This is a genomic window from Paracoccus sediminis, assembly GCF_900188295.1.
GTDB lineage: Bacteria > Pseudomonadota > Alphaproteobacteria > Rhodobacterales > Rhodobacteraceae > Paracoccus > Paracoccus sediminis.
Genome location: NZ_FZNM01000001.1, coordinates 155,291 through 173,812 on the forward strand (window position 1 = coordinate 155,291; position 18,522 = coordinate 173,812).

At 65.0% G+C, this 18,522-nt stretch carries 20 protein-coding genes and 1 tRNA gene; 16 read left to right on the top strand and 5 right to left on the bottom strand.

Annotated elements, in window-relative coordinates:
• Positions 1 to 31: 31 nt before the first annotated feature.
• Positions 32 to 2,272 (top strand): DNA topoisomerase IV subunit A, encoded by a 2,241-nt coding sequence (parC, locus tag CHB77_RS00860; protein ID WP_089386290.1) that lies wholly within the window; start codon positions 32 to 34, stop codon positions 2,270 to 2,272.
• 250 nt (positions 2,273 to 2,522) lie between these two features.
• Here the strand turns inward: parC and CHB77_RS00865 are convergent, their stop codons facing one another.
• The 4 genes from CHB77_RS00865 to CHB77_RS00880 all read right to left on the bottom strand — a co-directional run bounded on the left by CHB77_RS00865 (position 2,523) and on the right by CHB77_RS00880 (position 5,558).
• The gene (locus CHB77_RS00865; RefSeq protein WP_089386291.1) at positions 2,523 to 3,422 is read right to left on the bottom strand and encodes an SDR family oxidoreductase; all 900 of its coding nucleotides are present in this window, start codon (positions 3,420 to 3,422) and stop codon (positions 2,523 to 2,525) included.
• A 54-nt stretch (positions 3,423 to 3,476) separates the two neighbouring features.
• A complete protein-coding gene (locus CHB77_RS00870; RefSeq protein ID WP_089386292.1) occupies positions 3,477 to 4,061 on the bottom strand; it encodes a cytochrome b/b6 domain-containing protein in 585 nt (194 codons plus the stop codon).
• Entirely contained in the window at positions 4,061 to 4,516 is a 456-nt protein-coding gene (locus tag CHB77_RS00875) for a c-type cytochrome (protein WP_089386293.1), read from the bottom strand. Before CHB77_RS00875 ends, CHB77_RS00870 begins: the two co-directional genes overlap by 1 nt.
• 121 nt (positions 4,517 to 4,637) lie before the next feature.
• Complete coding sequence (locus CHB77_RS00880) at positions 4,638 to 5,558, bottom strand: DUF533 domain-containing protein (RefSeq protein ID WP_089386294.1); 921 nt, start codon at positions 5,556 to 5,558, stop codon at positions 4,638 to 4,640.
• Between the two features lie 209 nt (positions 5,559 to 5,767).
• Here CHB77_RS00880 and tuf point away from each other — a divergent pair, with 209 nt between their 5' ends.
• From tuf to CHB77_RS00905, 5 genes are all read left to right on the top strand, one after another.
• Entirely contained in the window at positions 5,768 to 6,943 is a 1,176-nt protein-coding gene (gene tuf / locus CHB77_RS00885; protein WP_089386295.1) for an elongation factor Tu, read from the top strand.
• A gap of 211 nt (positions 6,944 to 7,154) precedes the next feature.
• A complete protein-coding gene (locus CHB77_RS00890) occupies positions 7,155 to 7,445 on the top strand; it encodes a ribbon-helix-helix domain-containing protein (protein ID WP_089386296.1) in 291 nt (96 codons plus the stop codon).
• A gap of 84 nt (positions 7,446 to 7,529) precedes the next feature.
• Complete coding sequence (locus CHB77_RS00895) at positions 7,530 to 7,925, top strand: VOC family protein (RefSeq protein WP_089386297.1); 396 nt, start codon at positions 7,530 to 7,532, stop codon at positions 7,923 to 7,925.
• A 60-nt stretch (positions 7,926 to 7,985) separates the two neighbouring features.
• Positions 7,986 to 8,507 carry a Twin-arginine translocation pathway signal gene (locus CHB77_RS00900; protein WP_089386298.1) on the top strand — a complete coding sequence of 174 codons (522 nt, stop codon included), beginning with the start codon at positions 7,986 to 7,988 and terminating at the stop codon, positions 8,505 to 8,507.
• Positions 8,508 to 8,520: 13 nt separating this feature from the next.
• Positions 8,521 to 10,095: a GMC family oxidoreductase gene (locus CHB77_RS00905; protein WP_089386299.1), complete on the top strand. Its 1,575-nt coding sequence runs from the start codon at positions 8,521 to 8,523 to the stop codon at positions 10,093 to 10,095.
• Between the two features lie 147 nt (positions 10,096 to 10,242).
• Here CHB77_RS00905 and CHB77_RS00910 read toward each other — a convergent pair whose 3' ends face one another.
• A complete protein-coding gene (locus CHB77_RS00910; protein ID WP_089386300.1) occupies positions 10,243 to 10,746 on the bottom strand; it encodes a ferritin-like domain-containing protein in 504 nt (167 codons plus the stop codon).
• Between the two features lie 160 nt (positions 10,747 to 10,906).
• Here CHB77_RS00910 and CHB77_RS00915 point away from each other — a divergent pair, with 160 nt between their 5' ends.
• From CHB77_RS00915 to rplL, 10 genes are all read left to right on the top strand, one after another.
• Positions 10,907 to 12,754 (top strand): ABC transporter ATP-binding protein, encoded by a 1,848-nt coding sequence (locus CHB77_RS00915; protein WP_089386301.1) that lies wholly within the window; start codon positions 10,907 to 10,909, stop codon positions 12,752 to 12,754.
• Positions 12,755 to 12,815: 61 nt separating this feature from the next.
• Positions 12,816 to 13,196 (top strand): acyl-CoA thioesterase, encoded by a 381-nt coding sequence (locus CHB77_RS00920; RefSeq protein WP_089386302.1) that lies wholly within the window; start codon positions 12,816 to 12,818, stop codon positions 13,194 to 13,196.
• Positions 13,197 to 13,251: 55 nt separating this feature from the next.
• Positions 13,252 to 13,327, top strand: a tRNA-Trp gene (locus CHB77_RS00925).
• 109 nt (positions 13,328 to 13,436) lie between these two features.
• The gene (locus CHB77_RS00930; RefSeq protein WP_089386303.1) at positions 13,437 to 15,080 is read left to right on the top strand and encodes a site-specific DNA-methyltransferase; all 1,644 of its coding nucleotides are present in this window, start codon (positions 13,437 to 13,439) and stop codon (positions 15,078 to 15,080) included.
• Between the two features lie 65 nt (positions 15,081 to 15,145).
• Positions 15,146 to 15,343, top strand: coding sequence for a preprotein translocase subunit SecE (gene secE / locus CHB77_RS00935; RefSeq protein ID WP_089386304.1), 198 nt, complete (start codon positions 15,146 to 15,148; stop codon positions 15,341 to 15,343).
• A gap of 175 nt (positions 15,344 to 15,518) precedes the next feature.
• Entirely contained in the window at positions 15,519 to 16,055 is a 537-nt protein-coding gene (gene nusG / locus CHB77_RS00940; RefSeq protein WP_089386305.1) for a transcription termination/antitermination protein NusG, read from the top strand.
• Positions 16,056 to 16,141: 86 nt separating this feature from the next.
• Positions 16,142 to 16,594 (top strand): 50S ribosomal protein L11, encoded by a 453-nt coding sequence (gene rplK, locus CHB77_RS00945; protein ID WP_089386306.1) that lies wholly within the window; start codon positions 16,142 to 16,144, stop codon positions 16,592 to 16,594.
• 3 nt (positions 16,595 to 16,597) lie between these two features.
• Positions 16,598 to 17,296, top strand: a complete 699-nt coding sequence (gene rplA, locus CHB77_RS00950) for a 50S ribosomal protein L1 (RefSeq protein WP_089386307.1) — start codon at positions 16,598 to 16,600, stop codon at positions 17,294 to 17,296.
• A gap of 231 nt (positions 17,297 to 17,527) precedes the next feature.
• Positions 17,528 to 18,043: a 50S ribosomal protein L10 gene (gene rplJ, locus CHB77_RS00955; RefSeq protein ID WP_089386308.1), complete on the top strand. Its 516-nt coding sequence runs from the start codon at positions 17,528 to 17,530 to the stop codon at positions 18,041 to 18,043.
• Between the two features lie 64 nt (positions 18,044 to 18,107).
• Complete coding sequence (gene rplL, locus CHB77_RS00960) at positions 18,108 to 18,482, top strand: 50S ribosomal protein L7/L12 (protein ID WP_089386309.1); 375 nt, start codon at positions 18,108 to 18,110, stop codon at positions 18,480 to 18,482.
• The last annotated feature ends 40 nt before the right edge of the window (positions 18,483 to 18,522 follow it).

Genomic DNA, 18,522 nt, shown 5'->3' on the forward strand with positions numbered 1-18,522 from the left:
CGCGCCGGGCTGGCGCCCTATCTGGTGGCGCATGTCCAGCCTGCCCATCGACCCTGACGACAACACCCAGACCGAACCTCTCAGCCGCGCGATCGGCGAACGGTATCTGACCTATGCCCTGTCCACGATCATGCACCGGGCGCTGCCCGATGCGCGCGACGGGCTGAAGCCGGTCCACCGCCGCATCCTGTATGCGATGCGCGAACTGCGGCTGGCGCCGAACGGCGCGTTCCGCAAGTCGGCCAAGATCACCGGCGACGTGATGGGCAACTATCACCCCCACGGGGACGCCGCGATCTATGACGCGATGGCGCGGCTGGCCCAGGATTTCGCCATGCGCTATCCGCTGGTGAACGGGCAGGGGAACTTCGGCAACATCGACGGCGACAACCCGGCCGCCGCCCGGTATACCGAGGCGCGGCTGGCGCAGGCGTCCGAGGCGCTGATGGACGGCCTGGCCGAGGATGCGGTGGATTTCCGCCCGAATTACGACGGCACCTTGCAGGAGCCGATCGTCCTGCCCGCTGCCTTTCCGAACCTGCTGGCGAACGGCGCGTCCGGAATTGCCGTGGGGATGGCCACCAACATCCCGCCCCACAACCTTCACGAGGTGGTCGACGCCTGCCTGCACCTCATCAAGACGCCGGATGCGCGCGACGACACCCTTGCCGGAATCATCCAGGGGCCGGATTTCCCGACCGGCGGCGTCATCGTGGAAAACCGCGACACCATCGCCGAGGCCTATCGCACCGGGCGCGGCGCCTTTCGCCTGCGCGCCCGCTGGGCGGTCGAGGATCTGGGCCGGGGCGTCTGGCAGGTCGTCGTGACCGAGATCCCCTATCAGGTGCAGAAATCCAGGCTGATCGAACGGCTGGCCGACCTGATCCAGACCAAGCGCATTCCGATCCTGGCCGATGTGCGCGACGAATCGGCCGAGGATATCCGCATCGTCCTGGAACCCCGGACCCGCGGCGTCGATCCCGAACAGATGATGGCCGCGCTGTTCCGCGTGAGCGATCTGGAAATCCGCTTCAGCATGAACATGAACGTGCTGATCGACGGGCGGGTGCCCAAGGTCTGTTCGCTCAAGGAGGTGCTGCGCGCCTTTCTGGACCACCGGCGCGAGGTTCTGGTGCGCCGCGCCCATCACCGGCTGGAACGGATCGCCACCCGGTTGGAGGTTCTGGAAGGCTATCTGATCGCCTATCTGAACCTGGACCGCGTGATCGCCATCATCCGCCACGAGGACGATCCCAAGGCGGTCATGATCGCCGAATTCGCCCTGACCGAGGTGCAGGTCGAGGCGATCCTGAACATGCGCCTGCGTGCCCTGCGCAAGCTGGAGGAGATCGAACTGCGCGCCGAACGCGATGCCCTGCTGGACGAACGCGGGGGCTTGCAGGCGATGCTGGCCGACGAACGCGCGCAATGGGCGCGCATTGCCGACCAGTTGAAAGAGGTGCGCAACCTGTTCGGCAAGTCCAGGCCCGCGGGCCAGCGCCGCACCCGGATCGCCGAGGCGCAGGACATCGCGCCCATCGACCTGGATTCCATGATCGAGCGTGAGCCGCTGACCGTGATCCTGTCCCGGATGGGCTGGATCCGCACGATGAAGGGCCATCAGCCCCTGGACGCCGAGGTCAAGTTCAAGGACGGCGACGGGCCGGGATTGGCGGTCCATGCCGAAACGACCGACAAGCTGATGATCTTCGCCTCGAACGGGCGGTTCTACACGCTGCCCGCCAACAACCTGCCCGGCGGCCGCGGCATGGGCGAACCCTTGCGCCTGATGATCGACCTGCCGAACGAGGCCGAGGTGATCGCCTTGTTCCCCTGGCGCGCCGACCAGAAATATCTGGTGGCGTCAAAGGCCGGGGATGGCTTCATCGTGGGGGCGGGCGACATCCTGGCCCAGACCAAGACCGGCAAGCAGGTGCTGAACGGCGACGCGATGCTGTGCCGCCCGGTCGGCGGCGATCATCTGGCCGTAGTCGGCACGAACCGCAAGATGCTGGTCTTTCCCCTGTCGGAACTTCCGGAAATGGCGCGGGGCAAGGGCGTGAAGCTGCAAAAATACCGCAGCGGCGGCGGGCTGGTGGCCGATGACACCCTGTCGGATGCCGCCTTCATCACCTTGGCCGACGGGCTGCGGTGGCAGGAAAGCGGCGGCCGTACACGGACGGAACCGGATCTGAGCGCATGGCTGGGCAAGCGCGCCGGCAGCGGCAGCATGGCGCCGCGCGGCTTTCCGCGCGACAACAAGTTCAACTGACAAGCAGTTGGCGCCCTTTGGCGGGCGTCGGCCGGGGGCCCTGCCTTGCCCGCCGCAATGCGGCGGGCTTTCCAGGATATCTCAAGCCAGCATGAAAAGCGGTCCCCTGCTGCCTCGACCCTCGCCTCGACCAGCAGGGGACTTTTCTTCGGGACGCTCATCGCCGTCCCACCTTGTATCGTGGGATCCCTGTCAGCCGGAAGATCGTTCGGTCCGGTCAAGGCATCCCCGCTAGAGACAGGAATTCCTTCTACAGGCCCCCGCCGCCGACCGATCCGAAATATTCGCCGGTAATGTAGCTTGCCTCATCAGAGGCCAGCAGGACATAAATCGGCGCCAGTTCGACCGGCTGGCCGGGACGGCCAAGGGGCTGGTTCTTGCCGTGTTCCGACGCTTTTTTCGTTGGCTGGCCGCCCGAAACCTGCAAGGCGGTCCAATAGGGACCGGGACAGACGGCATTCACCCGGATGCCGCGCGGGGCCAGCTGCTTGGCCAAGGACTGCGCGAAGGCGACATTGGCCGCCTTGGTCTGGGCATAGTCGAACAGCAGTTCGGACGCCGAAAACGCCTGCACCGACGACGTGATGATGATCGACCCGCCCGCACCCATGTGCGGCAAGGCCGCACGGGTGATCCAGAAGGGGGCATAGATGTTGGTCTTGATGGTGGCGTCGAAATTCTCGGTCGTCAGATCCTCCAGCCTTTCGCAGAATTGCTGGCGGCCGGCGTTGTTGACCAGAACATCCAGCCCGCCAAGAGCCTCGACCGCCTGGGACACCAGCGTGGCGCAGAAATCCTCGTCCCGCAGGTCGCCGGGGATGGCCACGGCCTTGCGGCCCTCGGCTTCGATCAGGGCAACCACCTTGTCGGCATCTTCCTGTTCGTCGGGCAGATAGTTGATGGCGACATCCGCCCCCTCGCGGGCATAGGCGATGGCCGCCGCCGCGCCGATGCCGCTGTCCCCGCCTGTAATCAGCGCCCGCTTGCCCGTCAGGCGGCCGCTGCCGCGATAGCTGGTCTCGCCATGGTCGGGCAGGGGATCCATCCGGCTGGCCAAGCCGGGAAAGGGCTGTTCCTGTTTAGGGAAGTCGGGCCTAGGCAGGCGAGGGTTCTGAATGGCGCCACTGCGGAAGGGTTGGTCGGTGGACATGGGCTTTCCTTTTCGGTTGCCTTGCCAAACCGCCTGCAACCGCCAGGGTTCCCATCAGCGGCGCCGCACCCATTTCCAGCCGGTAATCATCGGACGCACCAGATCCTCTCGTTTCCATAGGCGATAGAAGACGATGGCGGCCACATGCAGCACGACCAGAACAAAGATCAGGTCTGCGCCCCGATAGTGCCAGCGCAGGGCGGCCCGCGACGTTTCCGAACCGACCTGCGAGGCGAGGGGTCCGACGTTGATATAGTCGTCTGGATCGGCGAACAATCCGCTGCCGACCTGCATGGTCAGGATGGCCAGCATCGCCAGCACCGCCAGCGCGCCGACCGGACTGTGCCCCGGCCAGTTGCTGGGCTGCGGCCGCCCCATGTCCCGAGCATAGGACAGGATGGCGCGTGGACCGCGGACGAACTGGCCGAATCGCGCGGATGCGGGTCCGACGATGCCCCAGATCAACCGAAAGGCCAGCAAGCCGATGATCGCGTAACCAAGCCAGAAATGCAGGGTCATTATCGAGGGGCCGAATTTGCCCAGCAGCCAGTTCGCAATCACCAGCGTTGCAAGCGCCCAATGGAAAGCTCGCAGCGCCGGATCCCAAACCCGCTCCTTGCGCGCGGGTTGGTCCTTCATCAATCGGCCTTGCGGTAATCGTCGTGACAGGCCTTGCAGGCGCCGCCCAGTCTTTGCACCACGGGGCCAAGATTTTCCTGCCCGCCCGCTACGGCAGCGGGGCTGCCTGCGGCGGCTTCGACCAGCCCCGCGAACTTGCTGCGGAAATCGTCAGGATTTTCCCAGATCGCGGGCAAGGCTTCCGATTCGTCGGTGTCCTCGGACGAGGTGCCGTCGATGAACAGGGCGGGGGCGTCGTATTGGGTCAGCGCGACGATGTTGGCGGCGGCGCGGCCGGCTGCGGCCTCGTCATAGGGGATTTCGCCTTTCGCCATCCCCGACAGCGTGCCCATGTTCAAGCCCAGCATCGTCATGAAACCTTGGCGCGCCTCAAGCGCGTCTTCCACCGATTGCGCGGTGGCGACGGCAGGCAGGCCAAGCATGGCAACAAGGACGGCGGCTTTGACGGTCATCATGGCTGTCTCCTGAAAGGCTGGCGTTGATACGGTGCAAGATGCGGGAAACGAAGGCGAAAGCAAATGCGGGATGGTCGCGGCGGAACGGAAAAGGCGGCCCCAGTGGGGCCGCCTGCGGCGGTCACGTATACAGCTTGGCCACACCAACCTCGTTGTGGATGTCGTCGATCGCGGGACGGTCCAGTTTCAGCGCGCGGGCAAGGCGGTCCAGATAGCGCGCCTCGTCCTCGTGGTCGAGATCGATGGCCAGAAGCGACATCAGATAGACCTGCGATTCAAGGCCTTTGGGAACGTCGCGGGCCAAAGCTTCGGCATCCACGGGCGCGGCCATCTGGTCGCGGATGAACTGGCGTTCGTCGTCGTCCAGATCGTCGCCCAATTTGCCCAGAAGACGCTGCTTTTCGGCCTCGTCGATGGTGCCGTCGGATTTCGCGGCCTGGATCATCGCCCTCAGCATCAATCCGGCCACGGCGTTCTGTTCGGGGGTTGGCGCGATCTCGGGTTCGCCCTTGTTGACCACGGCATCGTTGAACAGTTCGCCGAAGCTGGCGTCATTCGTGGGTTGCGAATCCTTCTGCGCCAGACGTCCTGCAACGCCACCGGCAGCCGCGCCGCCCAGAAGACCGCCCAGCAGGTCGCCCAAACCGCCCCCGGTGCCGGCGCTGCGGGTCTTGGAACCGCCGCTCAGTTGGCCCAGCAGATCGCCCAGTCCCCCGCCGCCGCCGGTGCGGGATCGGGTCGTCAGGGTGTCCAGAATCCCGCCCAGCCCGCCGGTCGCCCCCCGAGAGTTCGGCCCGCCATAGCGCGATCCGCTGCCCGGACGACCGCCGCCCAGAACCTGACCCAGCAGATCGTTCAGGCCGCCGCCCGCACCCGGCGTCGTGTTGTTGCGAAACAGGTCGCCCAAAAGCCCGCCGCTGGCCCCGGTCTGCGTGACCGGACCGCCGGGGCGGCCCTGCGGGCGCTGCTGCATGGCGGCGCCCAGGCCTTTGGCAAGAATGACACCGGCCGCCACCCGGCCCAGTGTTTTCATCAGGCTCATGTCGGATCCTCCTTTTGGGGATCGGCGCGGTTGTCCGATCCCGGTCGGTCCCCGAACGAGGGATCGGGGGGATCGGTTCCCGCCACATCCCGGTTCGGCGGGCACGGGCAGCGGAGGTGCCCTTGATTTTTCCGTGATCGGCTTATACATCGCGGCGCACGTCAAATCGGGGCCGTCTCGCCATGCCCCGCGATCAGGAGAGGCCGTAGATGGCAAAGGCAAAGTTTGAACGGACGAAACCGCATGTCAACATTGGCACGATTGGCCATGTTGACCACGGCAAGACGACGCTGACGGCGGCGATCACGAAGTATTTCGGCGAATTCCGCGCCTATGACCAGATCGACGGGGCGCCTGAGGAGCGGGCGCGGGGGATCACCATCTCGACCGCGCATGTGGAATACGAATCGGAGGCGCGCCATTACGCGCATGTGGACTGTCCGGGCCACGCCGACTACGTCAAGAACATGATCACCGGCGCGGCGCAGATGGACGGCGCGATCCTGGTTGTCAACGCCGCCGACGGCCCGATGCCGCAAACGCGCGAGCATATCCTCTTGGGCCGCCAGGTGGGCATCCCCTACATGGTCGTGTACCTCAACAAGGTCGACCAGGTGGATGACGAGGAGCTGCTGGAGCTGGTCGAGATGGAGGTGCGCGAGTTGCTGTCCTCCTACGACTATCCGGGCGACGACATCCCGATCATCAAGGGCTCGGCGCTGGCGGCGATGAACGGCACCGACAAGGAGATCGGCGAGGATTCGATCCGCGCGCTGATCGCCGCCGTGGACGAATACATCCCGACGCCCGAGCGCGCGATCGACCAGCCGTTCCTGATGCCGATCGAGGACGTGTTCTCGATCTCGGGCCGCGGCACGGTGGTGACGGGCCGGATCGAGCGCGGCGCGGTCAACGTGGGCGACGAGCTGGAGATCGTGGGCATCCGCGACACCCGCAAGACCACCTGCACGGGCGTCGAGATGTTCCGCAAGCTCTTGGACCGCGGGGAAGCGGGCGACAACGTGGGCGTGCTCTTGCGCGGCATCGACCGCGACGGGGTGGAGCGCGGCCAGGTGCTGTGCAAGCCCAAGTCGGTCAACCCGCACACCACCTTCGAGGCCGAGGCCTATATCCTGACCAAGGAGGAGGGCGGGCGGCACACGCCGTTCTTCGCGAACTACCGGCCGCAGTTCTACTTCCGCACCACGGACGTGACCGGGACCGTCAAGCTGCCCGAGGGCACCGAGATGGTGATGCCGGGCGACAACCTGAAGTTCGAGGTCGAGCTGATCGCGCCGATCGCCATGGAGGAAAAGCTGCGCTTCGCCATCCGCGAAGGCGGACGTACGGTGGGCGCAGGGGTCGTGTCCAAGATCCTGAAGTGAGCTGACAGGCTTGCAACGGACCACAAGGGGCCGCTTCCGAAAGGGGGCGGCTTTTTTGGTCGGGGGAAAGCCTTGCATTGTCTGAGGACATGCCACGGGCCATGGTCGGATCGCCCGCCCCTGACGGAAGGCTTAAGCCGGATAGGGCATCGTTGACCGTCGCGCGGTTCTGCCGCAAGATCGGATCCGCGAACAGAAGCGGATCAAGCCCGTGTGCCAGATTTTTGCGGGGCAGCACCCCGAGCGTTACGAGACCGTCACCCGCAGGCTGCGGCTGAACGGGCAATCCACCTCGATCCGGCTTGAACGCGCGTTCTGGCATATCCTGGACGACATCGCCGCGCGCGAGGGCGTCTCGACCCCTGCGTTCATTTCCAGGCTGCACGCCGAGGTTCTGGAACTGCATGGAGAGGCCCGGAACTTCACCTCGCTTCTGCGCTGCGCCTGTACCATCCACTTGGGCGAGGAGCAGCATTTCGCCCCCGCCATCGCCGCGGAATAAAATCCGGCTGTAGTAATCCGATACTACCCGCGCCCATCCGCGAATCCCTAGCCTGACCGGAAGAAAAGGCTTCGGAGGCTTGGCATGGCACGATATGTCCACTCGATGATCCGCGTCCTGGACGAGGCGCGTTCGGTCGAATTCTATGACCGATGCTTCGGCCTGACGGTGGCCGAGCGGCTGGATTTCCCGGATTTCACTTTGGTCTATCTGTCCGGCGGCGAAAGCGAGGTCGAGCTGGAGCTGACCGTCAACAAGGGCCGGGCCGAACCTTACGACCTTGGCGATGGCTATGGCCATGTCGCGTTCACCGTGGACGACGTGGACGCCGAACACGCCAGGATCGCGGGCCTGGGCTATGCCCCGCGCAAGCTGGTCGATTTCGCCCCAGGCGGCGAGGTGATCGCGCGGTTTTTCTTTATCGCGGATCCCGACGGCTATCAGATCGAGGTGATCCAGCGGGGCGGCCGCTACAAGTAACGCACGGCGCACGGGGGGAGGGGAGCCCCCGGCCGAACGTCAACACCAGGGGAGGAGAACATGTCCCAATTACGCAAACAGGGCCTGACCCGGCGTGCGCTTCTGGCGCGCGCTGCGGCGGCGGGGGCCTTGGCCATTGCCGGGCCGGGCTTCATCGCGGCGCCCGACGCCGCTTGGGCGGTCGAGGTGAACGCGATAAGCGAGCACGAGATGGCGACGCTGTTGCAGATGGCGCGCGACATCTATCCGCATGACAAGGTCGGCGACCGCTATTACGCCATCGCCGTCAAAAGCTATGATTCCGAGGAGCAGAAGGCCGTGGTCCGGGAAGGGATCGCCCTTCTGGACGCCGCCGCCAAGGAAGCGGGGTTCGTGAACTACCTTGCCGCCGGCTGGGAAGACGACCGGGTCGCGATCCTGCGCGGGATCCAGGACCAGCCTTTCTTTCAGGCCGTCCGGGGCGGGCTGGTGACGGGATTGTACAATCAGAAAGAGATCTGGCCGATCTTCGGCTATGAAGGCGAGTCCTTCTCGCAGGGTGGATACATCGCCCGCGGCTTTGACGACATCGACTGGCTGTAAGCGGGAATCCATCATGGCACAGGCAGCCAAATTCGATCTGAACGACGACGGCGTGGTCGTCATCGTGGGCACCGGAGCGGGGGGCGGGGTGCTGGCCTATGAGCTGGCGCAGAAGGGCATCAAGGTCGTCGCCCTGGAAGCGGGCGGACGCTATTACCCCGAGGATTACATCAACGACGAATGGGACAGCTTCGGCCAGCTGGCCTGGACCGATCCGCGCACGACCAGCGGCGACTGGCGGGTCGCCAAGGATTTTTCCGGCCTGCCCGCCTGGATCGTCAAGGCCGTCGGCGGGACCAGCATCCATTGGGCGGGCGCCTCGCTGCGGTTCCAGGACCATGAATGGAAGGCCCTGACCACCTATGGCGCGGTCGAGGGCGCAAGCCTGCTGGACTGGCCCATCGACCCGGCCGAAATGGCCCCGTGGTACGACAAGGCCGAGGCCAAGCTGGGCGTGACCGGGGTCGGCGGACGGCCGCGCCTGCCGGGCAGCAACAATTACAAGGTCTTTGAAAAGGGCGCCTTGGCGCTTGGGTACAAGGAAGTCCACACCGGAAACATGGCCATCAACAGCGTCGACTACGACGACCGGATGTCCTGCCAGCAGACCGGGTTCTGCTTCCAGGGCTGCAAATGGGGCGCCAAATGGTCCACCGCCTATACCGACATCCCGCGCGGCGAGGCGACCGGTAACCTGGAGGTTCGGGACCACGCCCATGTCGCGCGCATCCTGCATGACGACGGCGGCAAGGTGACGGGCGTCGAATATTTCGACAAGGACGGCAACCTCCAGATGCAGAAAGCGCGGGTCGTCGCGGTCGCCGGCAATTCGTTCGAATCCCCGCGTCTGCTGCTGAATTCGCACAGCTCGATGTTCCCGGACGGGCTGGCCAACCGGTCGGGCCAGGTCGGGCGCAACTACATGCGCCATACGACCGGGTCCGTGTACGGCACCTTTGAAAAGCCGGTACGGATGTGGCGCGGCACGACCATGGCGGGCATCATGCGCGACGAGGCCAGGCACGACCCCTCGCGCGGGTTCGTAGGCGGCTACGAATTGGAAACCCTGTCGCTGGGCCTGCCCTTCATGGCGGCCTTCCTGGATCCCGGCAACTGGGGGCGCGAGTTCACCACGGCGCTTGACAGTTACGAGAACATGGCGGGCCTGTGGATCGTGGGCGAGGACATGCCCCAGGCGGAAAACCGCGTCACCCTGTCCGACACCGAGGACAGGTTCGGCCTGAAGGTCGCCAACGTGAATTTCAGCGACCATCCGAACGACATCGCGATGCGAAACCACGCCTACAAGGTGGGACAGGATATGTACAAGGCGGTGGGCGCGACCCGCACCCTGCCGACGCCGCCCTATCCGTCCACGCACAACCTGGGCACCAACCGCATGTCAGAGCGGCCCGAGGACGGCGTGGTCAACAAGCATGGCCAAGCCCATGACGTGGCCAACCTGTTCATCTCGGACGGCAGCCAGTTCACCACGGGGGCGGCAGAGAACCCGACGCTGACCATCGTGGCCCTGGCGATCCGGCAGGCAGACCACATCGCCAAGGAGATGGCCGCAGGCAACGTCTGATCCTTTCGGCAAAAACCCCCGGTGCCGGCACAAGCCGACGGTTCCGGGGGTGACGTGGCGATGGCCCCGGATGCCTGGGGATATTCGGCGCCCAGAGCGCGGCAGTCGTGAAGCGCAGCCCCGAACGGGGCCGCGGAACCGTTGTCCTTATCGGCCGTCCATCGCTGCCTGATTGACGCCGCCTTCGGCGATGCGGGTCATATGCTCGTCCCCGTCGCGCGTGTTGTCCAGGCATTCCTGCAACTGCGCGCCATCGCCGTCATGGCCCAGGCGGTTGGCAAAGGTGCGCACGCAGCCATAGCCTGCGATCGCGTAATGCGCCAGCCGCTGGTACTGGGTGATGATCGCGGCATCCTGGGTGTCGTCGTCGCCGAAGTCCGTTTCGATGGCGTGCTTGCGGGCCTCGTTCACCAGACCTTCCATCCCCCGGCAATGCTCTCCGGTCGGATCGGTGTCATGAGTGTCGCAAATCTGGGCCAGCGTCTCCATCCCGCGGGCGATGCCCTGGTTGCCGGCGATCAGCGCCTCGGACAGTTCGCGCGATTTGGCGACGCGGCCCATTTCGGTGACGATGGCCATGGATTGCTTGCAGGCGGAATAAAGATCCTTCAACTGATGAAGGTAGAGATCGTTCAGGTTCTTGATGGCCATGATGATGTCCTTTGCGGATGGCAGCCTGTGCTGTGTCCTGCAACGTGCGGCCTGCGCCTTCGTTCCAGGATCGCGCCGGGCTTTGGCTTGACAGCAGGGGGCGAAGGGTGCCAGCACGCGAACCCCTGCCTGATGCCCTTTCACGACAGTCCGGTGGCCGATGTTTCTTTGGTTCGAACGACGCATAGATCCCTATCCGGCCGAAACCCCGGACATGCCGCCGCGGTCGCTGGTGCGCTTTGTCCTGTATTATAGCCGGGGGGCGCTGCCATGGCTGGCGCTGCTGGCCGTCACCTCGTCCCTGATCGCCATGGTCGAGGTCATGTTGTTCGGCTGGCTGGGCGAACTGATCGACCAGTTGTCGCAAACCCCCCGCGATCAGTTCTGGGCCAGCCAAGGTGGGCGGTTGGCCCTGATGGCGGGGGTTCTGCTGATCGTGATGCCGGCGCTGAACCTGCTGGGATCGCTGGTGCTGTATCAGGGGCTGATGGGCAATTTCCCCCAGCGCATCCGCTGGCGGGCGCATCGGTATCTGCTGCGCCAGTCGGTCGGCTATTTCCAGGACGAATTCGCGGGCCGCATCGCCCAGCGGCTGATGCAGACGGCGCTTGCCGTGCGCGAGGTCGCGATGAAGATGACCGATGTCGGCACCTATGTCGCGGTCTATTTCCTGGGCGCGCTGATCCTGGCGGGCAGCCAGGACTGGCGGCTGGCGCTGCCCTTTGTGCTGTGGGTCGCGGCCTATGGCGCGATGCTGTGGCAGATCGTGCCCCGGCTGGGCCGCGTGGCCGAGGCCCAGGCCGATGCCCGCGCCGGCATGACGGGCCGGGTCGTGGACAGCTATACCAACATCGCCACCGTCAAGCTGTTTTCCCATTCCTCGCGCGAGGAAGCCTGGATGCGCGAGGGGATGGACCGCTTTCTGCGCACGGTCCATGCCCAGATGCGCCTGTCCAGCATCCAGGACATCGCGCTGAACACCATCAACGTGGCTCTGGTCGCCTCGGTCGCCGGGGTCGGGCTGTGGCTGTGGTCGAACGGCGTGATCGAGGTGGGCGCGGTCGCCGTTGCCGTGCCCCTGGCGATGCGGCTGAACAACATGGCCCACTGGATCATGTGGGAATTCGCCGCCCTGTTCGAAAACATCGGCACCGTCCGCGACGGCATCGCCAGCCTGGCCCTGCCGCGAGAGGTGCGCGACGCCCCCGATGCCACGCCGCTGGTCCGCGGGCCGGGCGCGGTGCGGTTCGACAACGTGACCTTCCGCTATCGCGGAGTGCAGGGCGCGCGGCCCATGGCGGTGCTGGACGATCTGACGCTGCATGTCGCGCCGGGCGAACGGGTCGGGCTGGTGGGCCGGTCGGGGGCGGGGAAATCGACGCTTATCAACCTGCTGCTGCGGTTCCACGACATCGAAGGGGGCCGCATCAGCATTGACGGCCAGGACATCGCCCATGTCACGCAGGACAGCCTGCGCGCGGCCATTGGCGTGGTGACGCAGGACAGTTCCCTGCTGCATCGGTCGGTGCGCGACAACATCGCCTATGGCCGCCCCGACGCCACCGACGACCAGATCGCCCAGGCCCTGCGCATGGCCGAGGCGCAGGATTTCGTGCCCGCCCTGTCGGACAGCCACGGCCGCCGGGGACTGGACGCCCATGTGGGCGAACGCGGGGTCAAACTGTCGGGCGGCCAGCGCCAGCGCATCGCCATCGCCCGCGTGGCGCTCAAGGACGCGCCGATCCTGGTCCTGGACGAGGCGACGAGCGCGCTCGACAGCGAGGCCGAGGCGGCGATCCAGTCGCGTCTTGACACGCTGATGGCGGGCAAGACCGTGATCGCCATTGCCCACCGCCTGTCCACCATCGCCGCGATGGACCGGCTGATCGTGATGGACCGGGGCCGGATCGTCGAAGGGGGCAGCCACGCCGACCTGCTGGCGCGCGGGGGCCTCTATGCCCGGCTGTGGGCGCGCCAGTCGGGCGGGTTCCTGACGGCGGATGCATGAGGCTTGCGTCATGCCCGCCGCCGTGCGCTGATCGCCAGGCAGCCCCAGCCCGGATTCCGCCATGAGCGACACCCAGCCCCCCGGCATCCCGACGATCCGCACCATCGCCATGCCCGCCGACACCAACCCCGCGGGCGACATCTTCGGCGGCTGGCTGATGAGCCAGATGGACCTGGCCGCCGGATCGGTCGCCGCCCTGACCGCGCGCGGCCGCAGCGCCACCGTCGCGGTCGAGGGGATGAAGTTCCACCGCCCCGTCAAGGTCGGCGACGAGGTGTCGCTGTATGCCGAGATCGTCCAGGTCGGCCGCACCTCGATGCGCATCCGGGTCGAGGCCTGGCGCCGCGAACGCCACGGCGACGACGGCGAACGCGTTACCGAGGCGGTCTTCACCTTTGTCGCCCTGGACGCCAGCGGCGCCGCGCGGCCCGTCACCGCCTGAGCCGCGTTTCCCCGCTTGACGCGCCCGGCGCCAGATCCTATCAGACCGTCACCGCAGGGGTTTAGCTCAGTTGGTAGAGCATCGGTCTCCAAAACCGAGGGTCGTGGGTTCGAGTCCCCCAACCCCTGCCAGGTCTTCCGCACATCGTTGATCGGCACCGCTTGCGCTGGCGGGCGGCTGCGCTAACCTGATCTTCACGATTGATCGGGCATCAAGACCCGATGGGCGGGGGCGGGGGCGATGACGAACCATCTGTTTTACGGCGACAACCTGCGGGTGCTGCGCGACAGCATCGCGGACGAATCCGTGGACCTGATCTATCTGGACCCGCCGTTCAATTCCAACGCCAGCTACAACGTGCTGTTCAAGGGCCCGACCGGCGCCGGCAGCACCGCCCAGATCGAGGCGTTCGACGACACCTGGCACTGGAACGACACCGCCGAGGCCGCGTTCGGCGACGTGGTGCGCGGCGACAACGCGGCGGCGGCGACCATGCTGCGGGCGATGCGGTCGGCTCTCGGCGACAACGACATGATGGCCTATCTGGCGATGATGGCGGTGCGGCTGATCGAACTGCACCGCGTCCTGAGGCCGACCGGCAGCCTGTATCTGCACTGCGATCCGACCGCGAGCCATTATCTGAAGATTTTGCTGGATGCGGTGTTTGGGGCACAGAACTATCGTAATGAAGTTATCTGGCTTCGCTCAAGAAATCCCAAAGGGTCACAGCATGGCGTTAAGCAACTTGGCAAATCAACAGATTCTATTTTTTACTTTGTTAAATCTGCGGCGGCACCCCTTTATCGTGACCGAATTATGCGACCTCTCACGAATGTAGAAATTGAAGAAAAATATGCTTTCATAGATGAAATTGGCCGGTGGGATGACGGTCCGGTAATGCGCTCAGGGAGCATGGGGGAACGTGGAAACCTCGTTTATGAGTATAAGGGATTTACCCCTGGCCCAGCAGGATGGCGCATGGAAATCGAAAAGCTAAAAGAGCTTGATAGAAAGGGGAACTTATACTGGACGTCAACCGGGCGGCCGCGACGAAAGCTTCGGCCAGAAGATGATAAGGGAACAACCGTTAGTAACTATTGGGATGACATCCCCCCGCTGAACTCTCAAGCAAAAGAACGCCTCGGCTACCCCACCCAGAAGCCCGTGGCCCTGCTGGAGCGCATCCTCAACGCCTCGTCCAATCCGGGCGACGTGGTGCTCGACCCGTTCTGCGGCTGCGGCACCACCGTCCATGCCGCGCAAAAGCTGGACCGGCGCTGGATCGGCATCGACGTGACCCATCTGGCCATCGGCCTGATCGAAAAGCGGCTGCGCGACGCCTTTCCCGGCGTGGCGTTCCAGACCCACGGCGTGCCCCAGGACATCGACGGCGCCCGCAACCTGGCCGCGCGGGGGCGCGACGACAAGAATTACTATTTCGAGTTCGAGAAATGGGCGCTGTCCCTGATAAACGCCCAGCCGGGCAACCTGTCGAAAAAGGGCGCCGACAAGGGCATCGACGGCAATCTGTATTTCGGGGCGAAACACGAAGGCCGCGCCGTCGTCAGCGTCAAGGCGGGCGACAATGTGGGCGTGGCGATGATCCGCGACCTGCGCGGCGTGATCGAACGCGAAGGCGCCCAGATCGGCGTGTTCCTGACCCTGACCGAACCGTCCCGCCCCATGGTCACCGAGGCCGCGGGCGCGGGCCAATACACCCTGCCGGGCACCACGATCGCCGTGCCCCGCATCCAGATCGTGACGATCCAGGACGCGATGCGTTTGCGCGACCGGGCCGTGCAGGTGCCCCTGGCCCGCGCCGATACCTTCCGCAAGCCCGCGCGCGAGGAGGACGCCACCCGCCAGTCGCGGCTGGATCTGTAAGGCAGGCTTGAATCGCAGCGCCGTCGCGGCTAGATGAAGCCCTGATTTCCTGCAGGAGCCTGCCCGTGGCCACCAATCCCGTCCAGTTCATCAATCAGGTCCGCGCCGAGGCCGCCAAGATCACCTGGCCGACGCGCCGCGAGGTGATAACCACGACGATCATGGTGCTGGTCCTGGCCGCGCTGTTCAGCGTGTTCTTTTCGCTGGTGGATCTGGGGATCCGGTTCGGGATCACCGAAGGGCTGCGCCTGATCGCCAACTGATCGGGCTTGCATTTCCCGCCGTCCGGGGGTATCTGCCCCCGACTGTCCGGCGAACGGCGTGCATCGAATCCGGTTGCGCGCCGATTTCGATTTTGACGGACGCACAGGAATTCAAGGGGTTGCCTGCGTTGCCGCGGTGATTCCCGCGCAGGAACGAACAGGGGTTTGATCGAACATGGCAAAGCGTTGGTATTCGGTCAGCGTCCTGTCGAATTTCGAGAAGAAGGTCGCCGAGGCGATTCGGCAGGCCGTTTCCGAAAAGGGACTGGACGACCAGATCGACGAGGTTCTGGTGCCGACCGAGGACGTGATCGAGATCCGCCGCGGCAAGAAGGTCACGTCCGAACGCCGCTTCATGCCCGGCTATGTGCTGGTCCACATGGAGATGTCGGACCGGACCTATCACCTGGTGAACTCGATCAACCGCGTCACGGGATTCCTGGGCGCGCAGGGCAAGCCCCAGCCGATGCGCGACGACGAGGTGAACGGGATGCTGAACCGCAGCGCCGATGGCGAAAAGGCCGCGCCGCGCAACCTGATCCGTTTTGACGTGGGCGAAAAGGTGAACGTGACCGACGGCCCGTTCGAGGGATTCTCGGGCATGGTCGAGGAGGTGGACGAGCTGTCCAGCCGGATCAAGGTCACGGTGTCGATCTTTGGCCGGCCGACGCCGGTCGAACTGGAATTCACGCAGGTCGCCAAGACCGCGTGATCGCGCGCGGGAGGTGCCGGTTCTTCGGGATCGGGCCGTACCGCTAAATCGGCCCAGCCGGGCTTGATGACAAAGGAGAAGGCCCCATGGCCAAGAAAGTCGTCGGCAGCCTCAAGCTGCAAATCAAGGCGGGTCAGGCGAACCCGTCGCCTCCCGTCGGCCCCGCACTGGGTCAGCGCGGCATCAACATCATGGCGTTCTGCAAGGAATTCAACGCCAAGACGCAAGAGATGGAGCAGGGCTCGCCCGTGCCCGTCGTCATCACCTATTACGCCGACAAGTCCTTCAGCTTCGAGACCAAGACGCCGCCTGCGTCCTTCCTGCTGAAGAAGGCGGCCGGCCTGAAGCCCGTGGGCAAGCGCAACCGCGCCAAGGGTTCGGACAAGCCGGGCCGCGCCGTTGCCGGTTCCGTGACCGTCAAGCAGGTCCGCGAGATCGCCGAGGCGAAGATGGCCGACCTGTCGGCCAACGATGTCGATCAGGCGATGAAGATCATCCTGGGGTCCGCCCGGTCGATCGGTATCGAGGTGAAAGGCTGAGTCATGGCACAGATTTCCAAGAAGAAAGCCGCCGCGCGCGCCGCCTTTGACGGCAAGGACAACCTGTCGGTCGAGGACGCGATCACCCTGGTCAAGGGCGCCGCGTCCGCCAAGTTCGACGAAACGGTCGAGATCGCGCTGAACCTGGGCGTCGATCCGCGCCACGCCGACCAGATGGTCCGGGGCGTCGTCACGCTGCCCGCCGGCACCGGCAAGGACGTGCGCGTCGCCGTCTTCGCCCGCGGTCCCAAGGTGGACGAGGCCAAGGCCGCCGGTGCGGACATCGTCGGCGCCGAGGATCTGATGGAAACCATTCAGTCCGGCAAGATTGAGTTCGACCGCTGCATTGCGACGCCGGACATGATGCCGCTGGTCGGGCGCCTGGGCAAGATCCTGGGTCCGCGCAACCTGATGCCGAACCCCAAGGTCGGCACTGTGACGGTTGACGTGAAATCCGCCGTCGAGGCCGCCAAGGGCGGCGAGGTCCAGTTCAAGGCCGAAAAGGCGGGCGTGGTCCACGCGGGGATCGGCAAGGTGTCCTTTGACGCCGACAAGCTGGCCCTGAACCTGCGCGCCTTCGTGGAGGCGGTCAGCCGTGCCAAGCCGTCGGGCGCGAAGGGGACATACATGAAGAAGGTCTCGATCAGTTCGACCATGGGGCCGGGCGTGTCGGTGGACGTGGCGTCCGCGACTGCCAACTGAGAATTTCCCGGCCTTCGGGCTGGGAATGGCGGGGCGTGCAGATGCCCCGTCCTGTCCGAGACGGAGGGTGCCGGCCCGATCCTGTATGGGGCTGGCTTAATGTCCTTCCTGAGATGGGGAAGCATTTTTCCGAAGGATTTCTTCGGTGATCTTGCCCTGAGCGGACCCGACCTGCCCCCTGGGGCGGGAAAAGTGAGAGCCGGGGGGAAACCCCCAACTTGGAGTGAAACCGTGGATAGAGCGCAAAAAGAACAGCTGGTCGAGGAACTCGGCCAGATCTTTGAAAGCTCTGGCGTCGTGGTGGTTGCCCACTACGAAGGGATGACGGTTGCCCATATGCAGGATCTCCGCTCGCGCATGCGCGAAGCCGGCGGTTCGGTTCGCGTTGCCAAGAACAAGCTCGCCAAGATCGCCCTGGAAGGAAAGCCTTGCGCAAGCATCGCCGACTATCTGACGGGCATGACCGTAATCACCTATTCGGAGGATCCGACCGCTGCTGCGCGGATCGCCGACAAATACGCCAAGGACAACGATCGTTTCGTGATCCTGGGCGGTGCAATGGGGGATTCGGCCCTGGATCCGGCCGGTGTGAAAGCCGTCGCCTCGATGCCGTCGCGTGAGGAGCTTATCGCTCAGATCGTGTCGTGCCTCGGCGCGCCTGCAAGCAGCATCGCCGGTGCCATTGGCGCGCCTGCAAGCAACATCGCGAGCATCCTTACGACCCTTGAGGAACGTGAGGCTGCGTAAGCAACCCAAGTCCCGCGTGTGGTTGAAAACCCGACGTTGGAACCTTAACTGAAAGAACGGAAAAATGGCTGATCTGAAACAACTCGCTGAACAAATCGTGGGCCTGACCCTGCTGGAAGCCCAGGAACTGAAGACCATCCTGAAAGACGAATACGGCATCGAGCCGGCCGCCGGCGGCGCCGTCATGATGGCTGGCCCGGCCGCTGGCCCGGCGGAAGCCGCCGAGGAAAAGACCGAATTCGACGTCGTTCTGGTCGAAGCGGGCGCCAACAAGATCAACGTTATCAAGGAAGTGCGCGCGATCACCGGTCTGGGCCTGAAAGAGGCCAAGGATCTGGTCGAAGCCGGCGGCAAGGTCAAGGAAGGCGCTTCCAAGGCCGATGGCGAAGAAATGAAGAAAAAGCTCGAAGCGGCTGGCGCCAAGGTCGAGCTGAAGTAATCGGCCTTTCGGCTGGTTGAAACGCAGGCAGGGTCCGGGT